Annotated in this window: 17 protein-coding genes; 16 read left to right on the top strand and 1 reads right to left on the bottom strand. The window is 35.1% G+C overall.

Translation table 11 applies throughout. From position 1 onward, the window contains the following. The 6 genes from LLA01S_RS05455 to deoD all read left to right on the top strand — a co-directional run. Positions 1-240: CDP-glycerol glycerophosphotransferase family protein (locus tag LLA01S_RS05455; protein ID WP_174519538.1), on the top strand; the 240-nt coding region annotated here is incomplete at its 5' end. Next, positions 230-1345, top strand: coding sequence for a CDP-glycerol glycerophosphotransferase family protein (locus LLA01S_RS05450; protein WP_015082307.1), 1116 nt, complete (start codon positions 230-232; stop codon positions 1343-1345). The genes LLA01S_RS05455 and LLA01S_RS05450, both read left to right, overlap by 11 nt. A 10-nt stretch (positions 1346-1355) precedes the next feature. Then, positions 1356-2276, top strand: a complete 921-nt coding sequence (locus LLA01S_RS05445; RefSeq protein WP_032949918.1) for an LCP family protein — start codon at positions 1356-1358, stop codon at positions 2274-2276. A 186-nt stretch (positions 2277-2462) separates the two neighbouring features. Then, positions 2463-3698, top strand: a complete 1236-nt coding sequence (locus tag LLA01S_RS05440; RefSeq protein WP_011675881.1) for a phosphopentomutase — start codon at positions 2463-2465, stop codon at positions 3696-3698. 57 nt (positions 3699-3755) lie between these two features. Beyond that, complete coding sequence (locus tag LLA01S_RS05435) at positions 3756-4025, top strand: zinc ribbon domain-containing protein (RefSeq protein ID WP_021165163.1); 270 nt, start codon at positions 3756-3758, stop codon at positions 4023-4025. Positions 4026-4095: 70 nt separating this feature from the next. After that, positions 4096-4800: a purine-nucleoside phosphorylase gene (gene deoD / locus LLA01S_RS05430; RefSeq protein WP_011675883.1), complete on the top strand. Its 705-nt coding sequence runs from the start codon at positions 4096-4098 to the stop codon at positions 4798-4800. A 435-nt stretch (positions 4801-5235) separates the two neighbouring features. On the opposite strand, the gene LLA01S_RS13105 is transcribed toward deoD, so the two are convergent. Beyond that, positions 5236-5523, bottom strand: a complete 288-nt coding sequence (locus LLA01S_RS13105; protein ID WP_231099827.1) for a hypothetical protein — start codon at positions 5521-5523, stop codon at positions 5236-5238. 532 nt (positions 5524-6055) lie between these two features. On the opposite strand from LLA01S_RS13105, the gene LLA01S_RS05420 reads away from it, so the two are divergent. The 10 genes from LLA01S_RS05420 to secG all read left to right on the top strand — a co-directional run bounded on the left by LLA01S_RS05420 (position 6056) and on the right by secG (position 14095). Further along, positions 6056-6502 carry an ASCH domain-containing protein gene (locus LLA01S_RS05420; RefSeq protein WP_061777955.1) on the top strand — a complete coding sequence of 149 codons (447 nt, stop codon included), beginning with the start codon at positions 6056-6058 and terminating at the stop codon, positions 6500-6502. 83 nt (positions 6503-6585) lie between these two features. Beyond that, positions 6586-6912, top strand: a complete 327-nt coding sequence (locus LLA01S_RS05415) for a heavy metal-binding domain-containing protein (RefSeq protein ID WP_011675885.1) — start codon at positions 6586-6588, stop codon at positions 6910-6912. Between the two features lie 160 nt (positions 6913-7072). Beyond that, positions 7073-8740, top strand: a complete 1668-nt coding sequence (locus LLA01S_RS05410; protein WP_061777954.1) for a formate--tetrahydrofolate ligase — start codon at positions 7073-7075, stop codon at positions 8738-8740. Between the two features lie 108 nt (positions 8741-8848). After that, positions 8849-9442, top strand: coding sequence for a C40 family peptidase (locus tag LLA01S_RS05405; protein ID WP_021211092.1), 594 nt, complete (start codon positions 8849-8851; stop codon positions 9440-9442). 142 nt (positions 9443-9584) lie between these two features. Then, positions 9585-10433: an amino acid ABC transporter substrate-binding protein gene (locus LLA01S_RS05400; protein ID WP_021165167.1), complete on the top strand. Its 849-nt coding sequence runs from the start codon at positions 9585-9587 to the stop codon at positions 10431-10433. A gap of 268 nt (positions 10434-10701) precedes the next feature. Further along, positions 10702-11589, top strand: a complete 888-nt coding sequence (locus tag LLA01S_RS05395) for an amino acid ABC transporter permease (protein ID WP_011675889.1) — start codon at positions 10702-10704, stop codon at positions 11587-11589. 11 nt (positions 11590-11600) lie between these two features. Beyond that, positions 11601-12353 (top strand): amino acid ABC transporter ATP-binding protein, encoded by a 753-nt coding sequence (locus tag LLA01S_RS05390; RefSeq protein ID WP_011675890.1) that lies wholly within the window; start codon positions 11601-11603, stop codon positions 12351-12353. 1 nt (position 12354) lies between these two features. Further along, positions 12355-12582, top strand: coding sequence for a DUF4059 family protein (locus LLA01S_RS05385; protein ID WP_011675891.1), 228 nt, complete (start codon positions 12355-12357; stop codon positions 12580-12582). Between the two features lie 197 nt (positions 12583-12779). Further along, the gene (gene trxB, locus LLA01S_RS05380; RefSeq protein WP_014572788.1) at positions 12780-13706 is read left to right on the top strand and encodes a thioredoxin-disulfide reductase; all 927 of its coding nucleotides are present in this window, start codon (positions 12780-12782) and stop codon (positions 13704-13706) included. A 140-nt stretch (positions 13707-13846) separates the two neighbouring features. After that, positions 13847-14095 carry a preprotein translocase subunit SecG gene (gene secG, locus LLA01S_RS05375; RefSeq protein WP_011675893.1) on the top strand — a complete coding sequence of 83 codons (249 nt, stop codon included), beginning with the start codon at positions 13847-13849 and terminating at the stop codon, positions 14093-14095. Positions 14096-14271: the final 176 nt, after the last annotated feature.

Below are 14271 nucleotides of genomic sequence, written 5' to 3'. Positions count from 1 at the left end.
AATTCGGGTTTTTATATGTATGATTTTGAACAATATGAGCAGGACTTAAGGGGCTTTTATTTGAATGTCCCTGAGGATTTACCTAATGACATCATCAAAAAAGAAGAAGAATTATTAATGAAAATTAATGACGGAAATTTTGATTTTGAACGATTGAAGGATTTTAATCAAAAATTTAACTTATGGAATGATGGGAAAGCTTGTTCTAAAGTTGTTAAGAGGATTTTTAATGAAAACTAAATCAATTATTTTGACAATAATTCTTGGAATTTTTTATCCTTTTGCCTTCATTATGAGGGTGAAGAAGAATCGGATTACTTTTATTTCTTTGGAGCATGGTAATTTGTCAAAAGATTTTAAGTTAATTTATGACCGTTTGAAGCAAAAAGATAAATATGAACTGCGGACGGTTTTGTTCAAATTTGAATCTTCTCTTTGGGGAAACATAAAATATGGCTATGCTTGTATTCGTCAGTTGTTTTTAATTGAGAGTTCACGTTTAGTCATTATTGATTATAATAATTTTGTTGTTTCCAAGTTTCCACATCGTAAGAATGTTAAAGTCTTGCAGTTATGGCATGCGACAGGCGCATTGAAAAAATTTGGAAATGATGTGGAACGAGATTATATCGTTAATCATTATGATTATACAATCGCTAACTCTGATTTTTTAAAACCAATTTTTGCGCGTGCATTTAATGTGACAGAGTCTCAAGTCTTTGTGACTGGAATTCCAAATAATGATAAGATTTTTGACCAAAAATTTGTTGACCAGACTTCTCAGAGATTACTAGAAAAATATCCTCTTTTAAAGGGAAAGAAAATTATTACTTATGCGCCAACATTTAGAGGACGAATTAGTACGCATTTTAAAGAAGCACTAATTGATTTAGAGAAGGTTCATCAGGCAGTTGGAAATGATTATCTTATTATTTACAAAAGCCACCCGCTTATTCAGCATTCAAATTATGAAAAAAATGAACATGTTTTGTATATTCAAGATGAATTGATTTCTTCACTTTTTTGTGTGACAGATATTTTAGTGACAGATTATTCGGCGATTGCAATTGATTGGATGGTATTTAATAAACCAATTATTGCTTATAGTCCTGATTTAATGACCTATTCGCATAAGCCGGGATTTACGATTGATTATGAAAATGAATTTCCAGGTCAAGTTACTAAAAATGAAGATGAGTTAATTAAAGCAATCACGGCTGTTAATGGTGAAACAGAGAATGATAATTTGAAACGGCAACGATTTACTGACAAAATGTATAAATTTAGAGATGGAAAATCAACGGATCGAGTCTTAGATTTGATTGAATCAATAATGGCAGGTTAAGGAGAATAAAATGAGTAAATCCAGAATTGCAGAAAATGACAGTCACTTAAAACGTGGAGCTAAAAAAAAGAAAAGACCTACTTTAAAAATAATTTTGGCTGTGCTTTTGTTTTTGGTCCTTCTTATAGGCGCTGTTGGTGGAAAAGTTTATTTTGATGTGAAAACAGCTGTAACGAAGGCTTATGTGAATCCGCCAACGCAAATGACTTCTGTTTCCTTAAAAAAGAAGGAGGCGTTTACGACGGCCATTCTTGGAATAAGTAAAATTGATGGGAAAGACGTCTTAGTTTCGGCAGATATGGCAGCGACGAATCCGCGTTTGCAACAAACGACGGTTATCAATCTTTCGACAAGTGCTCTGCTGCCAGACAATCAAAGTTTACTGACTCTCTATAATTCTGGGGGAGAAGCAGCGGTTATTAAAGAGATGGAGAAGCTTCTTCAGGTTAAGACCAATAAATTTGTAAGAATTGATTTAGACCAAATGGGAGAATTAGTTCAGGCCATTGGTGGTGTATCTATTCAGAATGCTAATGAATTTACTGCCCAAGGTTTCAAGTTTCCTCAAGGAACCGTTGCCTTAAACAATACCAAGGAAGTAGCAGCTTATTTCACTCGTTTAAATACCGGAGATACAAAAAAAGATTTTGCACGTCAGCAAGAAGTTGTAATGGCAGTTATCAGCAAACTCAAAAGTCCGCTGCTTTTAATCAGACATTATGGTCAAATTTTGACAGTCTTTCCTAAGGTTTTTAAAACTACTTTTAATTTTGGAAATGTTAAGGCTTTAGCTTTAAATTACCATGGAGCAATAAGTATTAAAAAAATTAATATCCACAGTAGCAAAGTAGCAGGTCAGTCAGAAGTCACTGCGATTTCACAAGCAAATCTCGATTTGGCTAAAGAACAATTTCAAGAAAGTTTAAAATAAAAAGATAAAAATCATTGGTCAAGCATCCAATGATTTTTTTATGACATCTATTTATTAAAAAAAGCAATTTTTGGCAAAAAGAATGTCTTTTTCTTAACAGCTTTGACTGCCCTTTTTTGGATAGTTTATGTATAATAGAATTAGTTAGTTTTGCTATTGATATAGCATCAGAAATGGAGAGATATAATGCCTAAAAAATTTGGTCGTATTCATCTTGTTGTAATGGACTCTGTCGGAATTGGTGCTGCACCAGATGCTGACAAATTCTTTAATCATGACGTTGAAACGCATGAAGCAATTAATGATGTGAAATCAGACACGATTGGTCATATTTCAGAAATTCGTGGACTTGATGTGCCTAATCTTCAAAAATTAGGTTGGGGAAATATCCCGCGTGAAAGTCCACTCAAAACGATTCCTGCTGCACAAAAACCAGCAGCTTATGTCACAAAACTTGAAGAAATTTCAAAAGGTAAAGATACAATGACTGGGCACTGGGAAATTATGGGCTTGAATATTCAAACGCCATTCCCAACTTATCCAGAAGGATATCCAGAAGATTTACTTGAAAAAATTGAGGAATTTTCTGGTCGTAAAATCATTCGTGAAGCGAATAAACCTTATTCTGGGACAGCGGTCATTGAAGATTTCGGCCCTCGTCAATTGGAAACTGGAGAGTTGATTATTTATACTTCAGCTGACCCTGTTTTACAAATTGCTGCACATGAAGATGTTATTTCTCGTGAAGAACTTTATAAAATTTGTGAATATGTTCGTTCAATTACCCTAGAAGGTTCTGGAATCATGATTGGCCGAATTATTGCTCGTCCTTATGTTGGAGAAGCCGGAAACTTTGAACGGACTGATGGACGTCGTGACTATGCGCTCTCACCATTTGCTGAAACTGTATTAGAAAAACTTTACAAGGCAGGGATTGATACTTACTCAGTCGGAAAAATTTCAGATATTTTCAACACAGTAGGTGTTAAATATGATATGGGTCATAACCATAATGATATGGATGGGGTTGACCGTCTACTTAAAGCAATGACGAAAACTGAATTTACTGAAGGATTTTCTTTTACAAACTTAGTTGATTTCGATGCTAAATATGGACATCGTCGCGATGTTGAAGGTTACGGAAAAGCAATTGAAGACTTTGATGGTCGCTTGCCAGAAATCATTGATGCAATGAATGAAGATGATTTGTTGATGATTACTGCTGACCACGGGAATGACCCTTCATACGTAGGAACTGACCATACTCGTGAATATATTCCACTCGTAATTTTCTCTAAATCATTTAAAGAACCTAAAGTTTTACCTGTGGGACATTTTGCTGACATTTCAGCAACTATTGCTGAAAACTTCTCTGTTAAAAAAGCTCAAACGGGTGAATCATTCTTGGATGCGTTAGTTTAAAATAAAGTGATTCTGTCAGTCAATTTTACTGACAGAAGCAGAAAGAAAAATCTATTTATGGCTAAAAAAGCATTTTGCCAATCTTGCGGAATGCCAATCGCTGATGATTCTTACAAAGGAACAGAAGCAAACGGCGAATTTTCAACAGAATATTGTATCTATTGCTATATGCAAGGTCGTTTTGTTAAACCAGATCTTACTTTTGATGAAATGGTTGAAATTGGACGAAAAGGTTTGGATAATAATCCAATGCCTAAAATGCAAAAATGGCTTTTCAAAAAACTTTATCCAATGCAACTCAAAGGTTTGAAACGCTGGAAAAATTAAGTTCTTAACTTACTGACGAAAATTCTGTCAGTAAATTTGATAATTATATTAAAAGAAAAGGAAATTAAAAATGCCAACACCACATATCGAAGCTCAAAAAGGCGAAATCGCAGATAAAATTCTCTTACCAGGAGATCCACTTCGCGCAAAATTTATCGCAGAAAACTTCCTTGAAGATGCTGTGCAATTTAACCAAGTTCGCGGAATGCTTGGCTTTACTGGAACTTACAAAGGCCACCGTGTCTCTGTCATGGGAACAGGAATGGGAATTCCTTCAATCTCAATCTATGCTAATGAATTGATTACGGAATATGGCGTTAAAAGATTAATTCGTGTTGGGACTGCTGGTTCTGTAAATGAAGATGTTCATATTCGCGACCTTGTCATTGGTCAGGCAGCAGCAACAACTTCAGCCATTGTCCGTCATGATTTTCCTGATTTTGATTTCCCGCAAATTGCTGATTTTGATTTGCTTGATAAGGCTTATCATATTGCAAAAGACCTCGGAATTACAACTCACGTTGGAAATATTCTCAGCTCTGATTTGTTCTATGGTGGACCAGATGCAGTTAAAGTTGGAAAACTCGGTGTGAAGGCTGTCGAAATGGAAGCAGCTGGTCTTTATTATCTTGGGGCAAAATATAAAGTGCAAACTTTGGGAATTATGACAATTTCTGACCATATTTTGACAGGAGAATCAACAACGTCTGAAGAACGTCAATTGACATTTACAGATATGATGAAAGTTGGTTTGGAAACTTTGATTGCTGAATAATTAATTTAGAGCTTTGTTTTACTGACAAGTTGAGTTAATTCTCAAGCTAAGTAAATTTCTGTTTCTTAAAAAAAATAGACCTTTAGAAGGTCTATTTTTTATCACTCAAGTTCTATTTTATTAGAAGAGTTTTCCATCTTCTGTTATTTCTGAAAATAAAAAAGCTTATTCAAAAGCTTTTTTTTATTTTAGATAAACTTTCCTTCCATCTTTTCAGAGATGAGGTAAAGTTTCTTATGCATTAAATTTAGATTTACTTGTAATTTGGCCAGAAGCTTTGTCGTATTGAACGGTAACACTCTCTGTTGAACCTTTTGTCCAAGAAACTGAAGTCCAGTTTACTGTAACTAAAGTTTGATCTCCAATGCTAGATTCAGAAGTTGTAGTTGGTTTACCAACTTTTCCTTCAATATCAGCATAAGGTGTACCGCCACTTTAAGCCATTGTTCCATCATTGTTAAAGTTTGCAGTTGCTGAAACGATAGAATCATAAATTTCTTGTGTCCAACCAGATTTTCGTTTTTCAGAAGAGCTAGATGAAGCCTTAGAATTGCTAGAAGATTTAGAGGCCGCCGTAGATTTTGAAGAAGAATCTTTATTCTTATCTTTTCCTCCGCCTCCAAGCGCGCTACCAATGATAACAACAAGGATGACTACGACAATCCAAAACCAAATTCTTTTATAGATTGTTTTTTTTGGTTTTGGAGTTTTTCCATTTCTCATAAAGTTTAATATTCCTAACCTAATTAAAGCTTATAAATCAAAAACATTTGGGGGAAAAATCAAGTTTTTGTAGTTTATTAATTCTTTGAAATATTCTTTAATAGTAATGTAATTTACCCATATAAACAATCAAAGTGAAAAAATGTTTTTAAAAAGTATTTATAAATACGGTTACAAGAAATATTAAATATAGTGTAAGTAGAAACTTATCAAAAAAGTAGGAGAGGTGAGAAGGATTTTTGTAAAATAAAAACTTCACTTAAAGAATTTTTTTATATTCATTTTTTAGTCAGGCGGGTCAATACAAAAGGAATCTATCAATTTCATCGGGCTTTTGAAAAGGTAGATAGAAATCTTAAAAATTTAAGCATCTCGCAAGGATTTTTTGACTACATTTAATAGCTATGACCATCTGGCAATTTATTAGTGAAAATTTTCATTTTTGGATGGAACATTTCTTAGTCAAAAGCTGTAAATTTTTGATATGATGGAATAAATGAAGGCAATTTAGAAAGCCTCAAAAGGAGAAAAGATGACTTACGAAGATTTTATCAAAGAAGCAGGATTGGCAAGAGAAAATTTTAGATGGGCTTGGGCATTTTGTAATGAGGTTAATGGTCCAATAACTGAGCCAGAACTAGCAGATGAATTATTAAACTTAGTTTTAGTGGGAAAAAAGAGTGCAACTGCAAGTGCTCTTGCTGATTATGGAGAAGATGAACCATTGCCAAGTGTTGATGGGAAGTTTGATATTTTATTAGATGGGAAGGGTCAACCAAGAGCCGCAATTAGGACTTCAAAAGTATATGTTCGAAAATTTTCTGAAGTGAGTGCGGAACATGCTTACAAGGAAGGCGAGGGAGACCAAAGTTTAGAATATTGGCGAGAAGTTCATCAGGATTTTTGGAATGGGCTAGGCATCTATCAACCGGATATGGATGTTCTTTGTGAAGAATTTGAAGTGCTCTACCAAAAATAGAAATAGTAAATAAAAATCGTTGATTATTTTTAAAGTCGTGCTATAATTATCTTAAATTTATGCTTTACGAAAAGAGGAACATGATGGATGATATGCTTATTGTGACCACCAATGAGGTTGCGGGTTATCGAATTGTAGAAGTTTATGGTGAAGTTTTTGGCTTAACGACTCGTTCTCGGAATTTATTTTCAAGTGCAGGTCAACAAATGAAGACTGTTGTGGGTGGTGAAATAAATGGTTATACAAAGCTTCAACATGATACTCGTGAAACTTCGATTGGTCGAATGAAAGAAGAAGCGAAAGCAAAAGGAGCCAATGCGATTGTTGCAATGCGCTTTGACTCATCAACTTTCCAAAATATTGACTCTGTCGCTGCTTACGGAACAGCAGTTAAAATTGAGAAAATCTAAAGATTAGCTGAGGCTAGTCTTTTTTTATTTCCGAACAATTTTTGACCAAAGGAACTATATTAAATATTTTTGAGAGTAAATTATAGAAAAATTTGTTAGAATAATATTAAAATTAGTATGATTTAAAGAAAATTTAAGTTTATATTTTCAGAGGAGAATTATGAAAACAGATATTGAAATTGCCCAAGCTGCTGAAATTCAACCAATTACTAAAATTGCCGAAAAAATAGGATTATCTTTTGACGATATTGAACTTTACGGGAAATATAAGGCTAAAATTCCCTTAGAAGTGTTAGAAAAGTTTGATGAACAAACCGATGGGAAATTGGTTTTAGTAACATCTATTAACCCTACACCAGCGGGTGAGGGTAAATCGACGGTGACAGTGGGGCTTGCTGATGCCTTTGCCAGACAAGATAAAAATGTAATGGTTGCTCTACGAGAGCCTTCTCTTGGTCCGGTCATGGGAATTAAAGGTGGAGCAGCTGGTGGTGGATTTGCTCAAGTTCTTCCAATGGAAGACATTAATCTTCATTTTACAGGAGATATTCATGCCATTACAACGGCTAATAACGCAATTTCGGCTTTTCTGGACAATTCGCTTCATCAAGGGAATCTTTTAAATATTGACCCACGAAGAATTATCTGGAAACGTGTGCTTGATTTGAACGACCGTGCTTTACGTCATGTAACGATTGGACTGGGAGGACCGCTTAATGGGGTTCCTCGTGAGGATGGTTTTGATATTACAGTGGCTAGCGAAATTATGGCTGTTCTTTGTCTGGCGACTTCTATCAGTGATTTGAAAGAGCGTTTAGCAAGAATTGTCATCGCTCAAAATTATGACCGTAAACCTGTCAGTGTCGGAGATTTAGGGGTTCAGGGGGCAATTGCAATGCTCTTAAAAGATGCCCTTAAACCAAACCTTGTTCAAACAATTGAAGGAACACCAGCTTTAATTCACGGTGGACCTTTTGCTAATATTGCCCATGGATGTAATTCTGTTTTAGCAACAAAAACAGCACTTAAATTGGCTGATATTGTCATTACAGAGGCAGGATTTGGAGCTGACCTTGGTGGTGAAAAATTTTTGGATATCAAGACACGTCAGTTAGGGAAACAACCTGATGCTGTGGTAGTTGTGGCTACGCTTCGTGCGCTTAAGATGCACGGTGGCGTTGATAAGAAAGAATTGACAAGTGAAAATGTCGAGGCTGTTAAAAAAGGTTTTGCTAATTTGGAACGGCATATCAAAAACATGCAAAGTTATGGCCTGCCAGTGATTGTAGCGATTAATCAATTTGCATCGGATACAGAGTCAGAAATTTCAACTTTAAAAGAACTGACAGAAGCTTTGGGAGTTTCAGTTTCACTAACTCAAGTTTTTGCTAAAGGTGGCGAAGGTGGTTTAGATTTAGCTGAAAAACTGTCAGCAATGTTACAAGCAAAACCTGATTTTCGTTATCTTTATGAGCTAAATCAACCCTTGTCAGTAAAACTTGACAAAGTTGTGACAGAAATTTATGGCGGTTCCAAAGTTAATTTATCTCCGAAAGCTAAGCGTCAGATGAGAGAAATTGAAGAAAATGGTTGGAATAACTTACCAGTTTGTATGGCTAAAACGCAGTATTCATTTTCAGACCAAGCGAATCTTTTAGCAGCTCCCGAAGGCTTTGAGGTTACAGTGCGTGAGCTGATTCCGAAAATCGGTGCTGGATTTATTGTTGCTCTTTTAGGAGATGTGATGACAATGCCAGGTCTGCCCAAAAATCCTGCTGCTTTAAAAATGGACGTGACTGATGATGGTAAAATCTCAGGATTATTTTAGAAATGGATTTCAAGGGATTTGTTACTGTAAAATTAAGTGTAAATTTTTTTGGTAACAAATTTACAAAAAATTAAAAGCTTGTAAAACCGCTTGTCAGGCGGTTTTTTTGTGTTATACTTGCTAACAATGTTGAAAAAAATAATTATTTCCGCAGCACTTATGGTAAGTTTTAGTGCTGCCATGATTGCTAATCCTGCAAAAGCAGATTCAGTATTTGAAGACAATGACGCGCAGAGTTCACTAACAGATCTGTCAGCAGCGACTAGTTCACTTGATGTTTTAACAAAAACAATGAATGAAACAGTCAGTGCCGTATCCAAAGTAGAAAAAACACAAAGTGTTGCCAAAGAAGTTCAATCACGAGCTGATAAGCTTGTAAGTACAGCTAAAAAATATATGGGTGTTCCCTATGTTTGGGGTGGAACTACACCAGCCGGCTTTGATTGCTCAGGATTCACAAGCTATGTCTATAGAGAAGTTTTAGGTAAAGAAATTGGTCGTACCACTTGGGACCAAATCGCAAGTGGCAAACAAGTAGCACTCGACCAAGCCAAAGTTGGAGATTTGATTATCTTTTACGGCGGGGACCATGTAGGAATTTATCTTGGAAATGGTCAGGTTATACATGCCCCACAACCAGGAGAATCAGTTAAGATCAGTTCAGTTACCGATATGCCAGCTGATTTCGCCTTAGAATACTAAATATAATAGAAGAAAGTAATGATATATCGTTACTTTTTTATTTGTTATTCTTATAGCTAAAAGTGGCTATAAGTTTTTTTTATGGCAAATTGGTTAAGTTCATGTTAAGATAGGTCTATCAAATTTTTAAAGGGGAACTTTTATGAGAACATCACTAAAGGTCACATTTGCTGCTCTTTCACTTATCGCTGCTGGAACTTTGGTTGCATGCTCCTCAGGTTCAAAAAAGACGTCAGATAATAAAACAACATCAATTGTAATTGCGACAGATGGTGCAACAAAACCATTTACTTATTCAGATAGTCAAGGAAATTTAACTGGTTATGATATTGAAGTCGCTCGTGCTGTCTTCAAAAAATTGCCGCAATACACTGTGAAATTTCAAGCCACAGACTTTTCTGGAATTGCGCCAGGGATTGATTCTGGTCGATATCAAATGGGTGCTAATGATTTTGGTTGGGAAAAAAGCAGAGCTGAAAAATACTATTTCTCATCACCACTTTCCAAATCTAATAACGCTGTTCTTGTGAAATCTGGAACTTATAAAACCTTGGCAGATTTGGCTGGAAAATCAACAATTGGTAATCCAGCTTCAAATTATACAAAATCAATTCAAGATTGGAACAAAGCCAATCCAGATAAGCAAATTAAAATTAGTTACTCAGCAGATTCCACTTCTATTAATACTCGTTTCACACAAGTAGAATCAGGTAAGATTGATTTCATGCTTTATGATAAAATTTCTTTACAGTCAGCTGTTAAAGAACAAGGATTTGATAATCTAAAAATTGAAGATATCAGTATGGATACTGGCGATGCTGAACATGACGGTTATGAATATTTCCTTTTTGGTAAAGATAAAGAAGGGCAAAAGCTTCAAAAAGATGTGAATGGAGTATTAGCTAAAATGCAAGCTGATGGTAGCTTGGCTAAGATTTCTAAGAAATATCTTGGTGGAGATTTCGTCCCAAAAGCTGAGATGTTTAAATAGACAGTTCTGACGAAAAATCCTATTTTAATTAGCTCATTTTGTCAGTAAAATAAATATTTTATAATTCATCAATTTACTGACAGCTCTATTCGTAAAAAATAGGAGAAAAAAAGGCCAAAATTTTGTATAATAGTAGAAGTGATGGTAAGGTAAAAAATCGAGCCAATTAGTAAAAAGCATGATGCTAAACTGATAAGCTCAAAAATTCCTAATAAACTCTGTCACTTTTTTACTGACAGAGTTTTGCCTATTAGAAAATTAAAATAATATGAAAAAAAACAAAAAAATAATTCTTGGAATTGCCTTACTTTTGGCACTTATCATTTTGCCAGCTCTTCCATTTCTCTTAATTAAAGGTCAGTACAACTTTCATGACTTTTGGACAATGTTTTTCACAAAGATTTTCAGTTGGTCAGCCTTTGTGGACGCCTTTGTACCAATTATTAAAATGATTCCATCTTCACTTGAAATGACAATCATTGCCATGATTTTTGGTTTGCTTTTGGGACTTATTCTTGCCTTAGTTCGTATCAATAAAATTCCTATTTTAAATCAACTTCGTGCTTTATTTGTCAGCTTTATTCGTGGAACGCCAATTTTGGTGCAATTATATCTTTCTTATACAGGGATTCCACTGATTTTAAAAGCAATCAATATGAACTATGGAACGAATTATAATGTGAACACGATTCCGGCAATGCTTTTTGTAATTGTGGCCTTTGCCCTTAATGAAGGGGCTTATAATTCAGAAACTATTCGAGCAGCGATCCAATCGGTAGATAAAGGACAAATTGAAGCGGCTAAATCACTTGGAATGACGAATTTCCAAGTCTTTATGCGTGTCACTTTGTCAGAAGCGGCAACAGTTGCGACAGCTCCGTTAGGAAATGCTCTGATTGGTCTTTTGAAATCTACTTCACTCGCTTTCGTTGCGGGTGTGGTAGAAATGACGGCTCGGGCTCAAATTATTGGTGGCTCAACTTTCCGACTGTTTGAAACTTATTTGGCCTTAGCCTTGGTTTATTGGCCAATCTGTATCATTTTTGAAATTTTGATTAGAGCATTAGAGCGCAAGTTGGACGTCAGAATGCCAAATGATAAACGTAAAAATCGTGCTCAAATTTCTTTGAGTAAAAATCCGTTTGACCAAGCATAAGGAGGGCTCTGATGATTAAAATTACAAATATAAGTAAAACATTTTCTGGCAATCAAGTTCTTGAAAATATAAGTTTGGACATTGAAGAAGGAGATGTCGTTGCACTCATCGGTGCTTCTGGTGCAGGTAAATCAACTTTTTTAAGAGGATTAAATGATTTAGAAAGACCTGATAGTGGTCAGATTGAAATTGATGATTTAAAGATTGATTACTCTACAATCACTAAACAAGAAGTGCTTGAATTGCGCCGTAAAACCGGAATGGTCTTTCAACAATTCAATCTTTTTGAGAGACGGACGGCTCTTGAAAATGTGATGGAAGGTTTGATTCAGGTCAAAAAATTATCTAAAGCAGAGGCGACAGTAATTGCTGACGCCGAATTGGCTAAGGTAGGTTTGACAGACCGTAAAGATTACTATCCTAAATTCTTATCCGGGGGTCAAAAACAAAGGGTTGGAATTGCTCGAGCTTTAGCGATGGAACCAAAGCTCTTGCTTTTGGATGAACCAACATCGGCACTTGATCCTGAATTAGTTGGCGAGGTTCAAGAAGTAATTCTTAATGCCGCCAAAAATAAACAAACAATGGTTCTTGTCAGCCATGAAATGGACTTTGTTTATAATGTGGCGACAAAAGTACTTTTCCTTGAGCAAGGAAAAATTATAGAAGCAGGAAGTCCTAAAGAAGTATTTTACTCACCGAAGAATCCTCGTACACGAGAGTTTTTATCACGGCATGTCAAGAATTTAGAGGTCAATAACTAAAATGATGATTTTACAGTTTTATCTAAAAGGTTTACTAATTTCAGCCATCTTTGTTTTATTGGTGGGTGGGTTTTATGCTTTTACTTACCTAGTGAGAAATACAAAAAAACCATGGGCTGAAAGAAGAAATAGAATTTTTGATTTGATTTTGGTTGGGATATTAACAACACCAATTTTGAGTTTTGCCGTTTTAGGCGTTCTTGTAATTTTAAAAATTCGGGGCCTATGAATTTAATTTATTTTTTTAAATAAATCTAATTAATGGAAAAAAATCGTTTGACAATGTAAAATAAGGCTATAAGATTTTAGATATTAGAAAAAAGAGTTTTTAGATCTAATAAATGAAGAGCTCAAGTTTGCTTAAAAGCTAGCTTGAGTTTATAAATTTAAGGGAAGTTCTTAGGCTCTTAGAAAAGGGATTAAAAAATGACAGAAAAGAAATATGATGTTGTCATCATTGGTTCAGGCCCTGCGGGAATGACTGCAGCGATGTATACTGCTCGTTCTGAAATGAAAACTTTGCTTTTAGAGCGTGGTGTTCCTGGTGGTCAAATGAATAATACAGCAGAGATTGAAAACTATCCTGGTTATGAAACAATCATGGGACCTGAACTTTCAATGAAAATGGCTGAACCTTTGGAAGGGTTGGGAGTTGAAAATGCTTATGGTTTTGTGACTGGCATTGAAGATCATGGTGATTATAAAAAAATTATCACCGAAGATGATGAGTTCATCACAAAATCAATCATTATCGCGACTGGAGCTAATCACCGTAAGCTAGAAATTCCTGGAGAAGAAGAATATGGAGCTCGTGGAGTTTCTTATTGTGCCGTTTGTGATGGTGCATTCTTTAGAAACCAAGAAATCTTAGTCATTGGTGGTGGGGATTCGGCTGTTGAAGAAGCACTCTATTTGACTCGTTTTGGTCAATCAGTGACAATTATGCATCGTCGTGATAAATTACGTGCACAAGAAATTATTCAACAAAGAGCTTTTAAAGAAGAAAAAATCAACTTTATTTGGGATTCTGTTCCGATGGAAATCAAAGGAGATGATAAAAAAATTCAATCTGTTGTTTATAAAAATGTTAAAACAGGTGAAGTAACTGAAAAAGCTTTTGGTGGAATATTCATTTATGTAGGACTTGATCCAGTAGCTGAATTTGTGAGCGATCTTGGAATTACTGACGGAGCAGGTTGGATTATTACTGACGACCACATGAGGACAAGTATCCCTGGTATCTTTGCCGTAGGAGATGTTCGTCAAAAGGATTTCCGTCAAATCACAACAGCAGTTGGTGATGGTGCTCAAGCAGCTCAAGAAGCTTATAAGTTTGTTGTTGAACTTGGATAAAATAAAAATTACTGACAAAGAAGTCAGTAATTTTTTGTAAAAGGATTCGGAATGACATTTAATAGAAAATATGGTAAACTGTAAGTAACGCAATTTTGAAAAAGGAGATTAGGCTCATCGCCTAAATAATTTATAAGACTATGGAAAAAGTAATTTATGACATTTTGCTTGTTGCAATGCTTGTTGTTTCAGCATTTATTATTATAGCGATTTTCATGCAACCTTCAAAACAAGATGGAGCGGCAGATGCTTTTTCTGGTGGAACGGGTGAATTGTTCGAACGTCGTAAAGCGCGCGGTTTTGAAGCTGTGATGCAGCGTTTTACAGCAATCATGATTGGTTTATGGCTAGTCATTGGATTTGCTCTTGTTGTTTTATCAACACGTTAAAATTGCGGGCTGAAAACAGTCCGTATTTTATTTTTTAAAATTGTGTTAAATGTTTCAATGTCGCAATTGTCAGTGGTAGAATTGATTCTATCAGCCAACTGGGTCTGATAAAATGATTAATACCACTGATAATCATTAGAATATTAGCTAAAAATCGAGCCAATATTTAAAAATAT

This window comes from Lactococcus cremoris subsp. cremoris NBRC 100676, from assembly GCF_001591705.1.
GTDB classification, from domain to species: domain Bacteria; phylum Bacillota; class Bacilli; order Lactobacillales; family Streptococcaceae; genus Lactococcus; species Lactococcus cremoris.
Note: the sequence above shows the minus strand (reverse complement) of the source record. Positions and strands in the feature narration are given on the sequence as shown.

What these genes read in the sequence shown, in the direction of transcription:
- LLA01S_RS05450 (WP_015082307.1), top strand. Translation starts at nt 230, where the DNA reads ATGAAAACTAAATCAATTATTTTGACAATAATTCTTGGAATTTTTTAT.
- LLA01S_RS05445 (WP_032949918.1), top strand. Translation starts at nt 1,356, where the DNA reads ATGAGTAAATCCAGAATTGCAGAAAATGACAGTCACTTAAAACGTGGA.
- LLA01S_RS05440 (WP_011675881.1), top strand. Translation starts at nt 2,463, where the DNA reads ATGCCTAAAAAATTTGGTCGTATTCATCTTGTTGTAATGGACTCTGTC.
- LLA01S_RS05435 (WP_021165163.1), top strand. Translation starts at nt 3,756, where the DNA reads ATGGCTAAAAAAGCATTTTGCCAATCTTGCGGAATGCCAATCGCTGAT.
- deoD (WP_011675883.1), top strand. Translation starts at nt 4,096, where the DNA reads ATGCCAACACCACATATCGAAGCTCAAAAAGGCGAAATCGCAGATAAA.
- LLA01S_RS13105 (WP_231099827.1), bottom strand. Translation starts at nt 5,523, where the DNA reads ATGAGAAATGGAAAAACTCCAAAACCAAAAAAAACAATCTATAAAAGA.
- LLA01S_RS05420 (WP_061777955.1), top strand. Translation starts at nt 6,056, where the DNA reads ATGACTTACGAAGATTTTATCAAAGAAGCAGGATTGGCAAGAGAAAAT.
- LLA01S_RS05415 (WP_011675885.1), top strand. Translation starts at nt 6,586, where the DNA reads ATGGATGATATGCTTATTGTGACCACCAATGAGGTTGCGGGTTATCGA.
- LLA01S_RS05410 (WP_061777954.1), top strand. Translation starts at nt 7,073, where the DNA reads ATGAAAACAGATATTGAAATTGCCCAAGCTGCTGAAATTCAACCAATT.
- LLA01S_RS05400 (WP_021165167.1), top strand. Translation starts at nt 9,585, where the DNA reads ATGAGAACATCACTAAAGGTCACATTTGCTGCTCTTTCACTTATCGCT.
- LLA01S_RS05395 (WP_011675889.1), top strand. Translation starts at nt 10,702, where the DNA reads ATGAAAAAAAACAAAAAAATAATTCTTGGAATTGCCTTACTTTTGGCA.
- LLA01S_RS05390 (WP_011675890.1), top strand. Translation starts at nt 11,601, where the DNA reads ATGATTAAAATTACAAATATAAGTAAAACATTTTCTGGCAATCAAGTT.
- LLA01S_RS05385 (WP_011675891.1), top strand. Translation starts at nt 12,355, where the DNA reads ATGATGATTTTACAGTTTTATCTAAAAGGTTTACTAATTTCAGCCATC.
- trxB (WP_014572788.1), top strand. Translation starts at nt 12,780, where the DNA reads ATGACAGAAAAGAAATATGATGTTGTCATCATTGGTTCAGGCCCTGCG.
- secG (WP_011675893.1), top strand. Translation starts at nt 13,847, where the DNA reads ATGGAAAAAGTAATTTATGACATTTTGCTTGTTGCAATGCTTGTTGTT.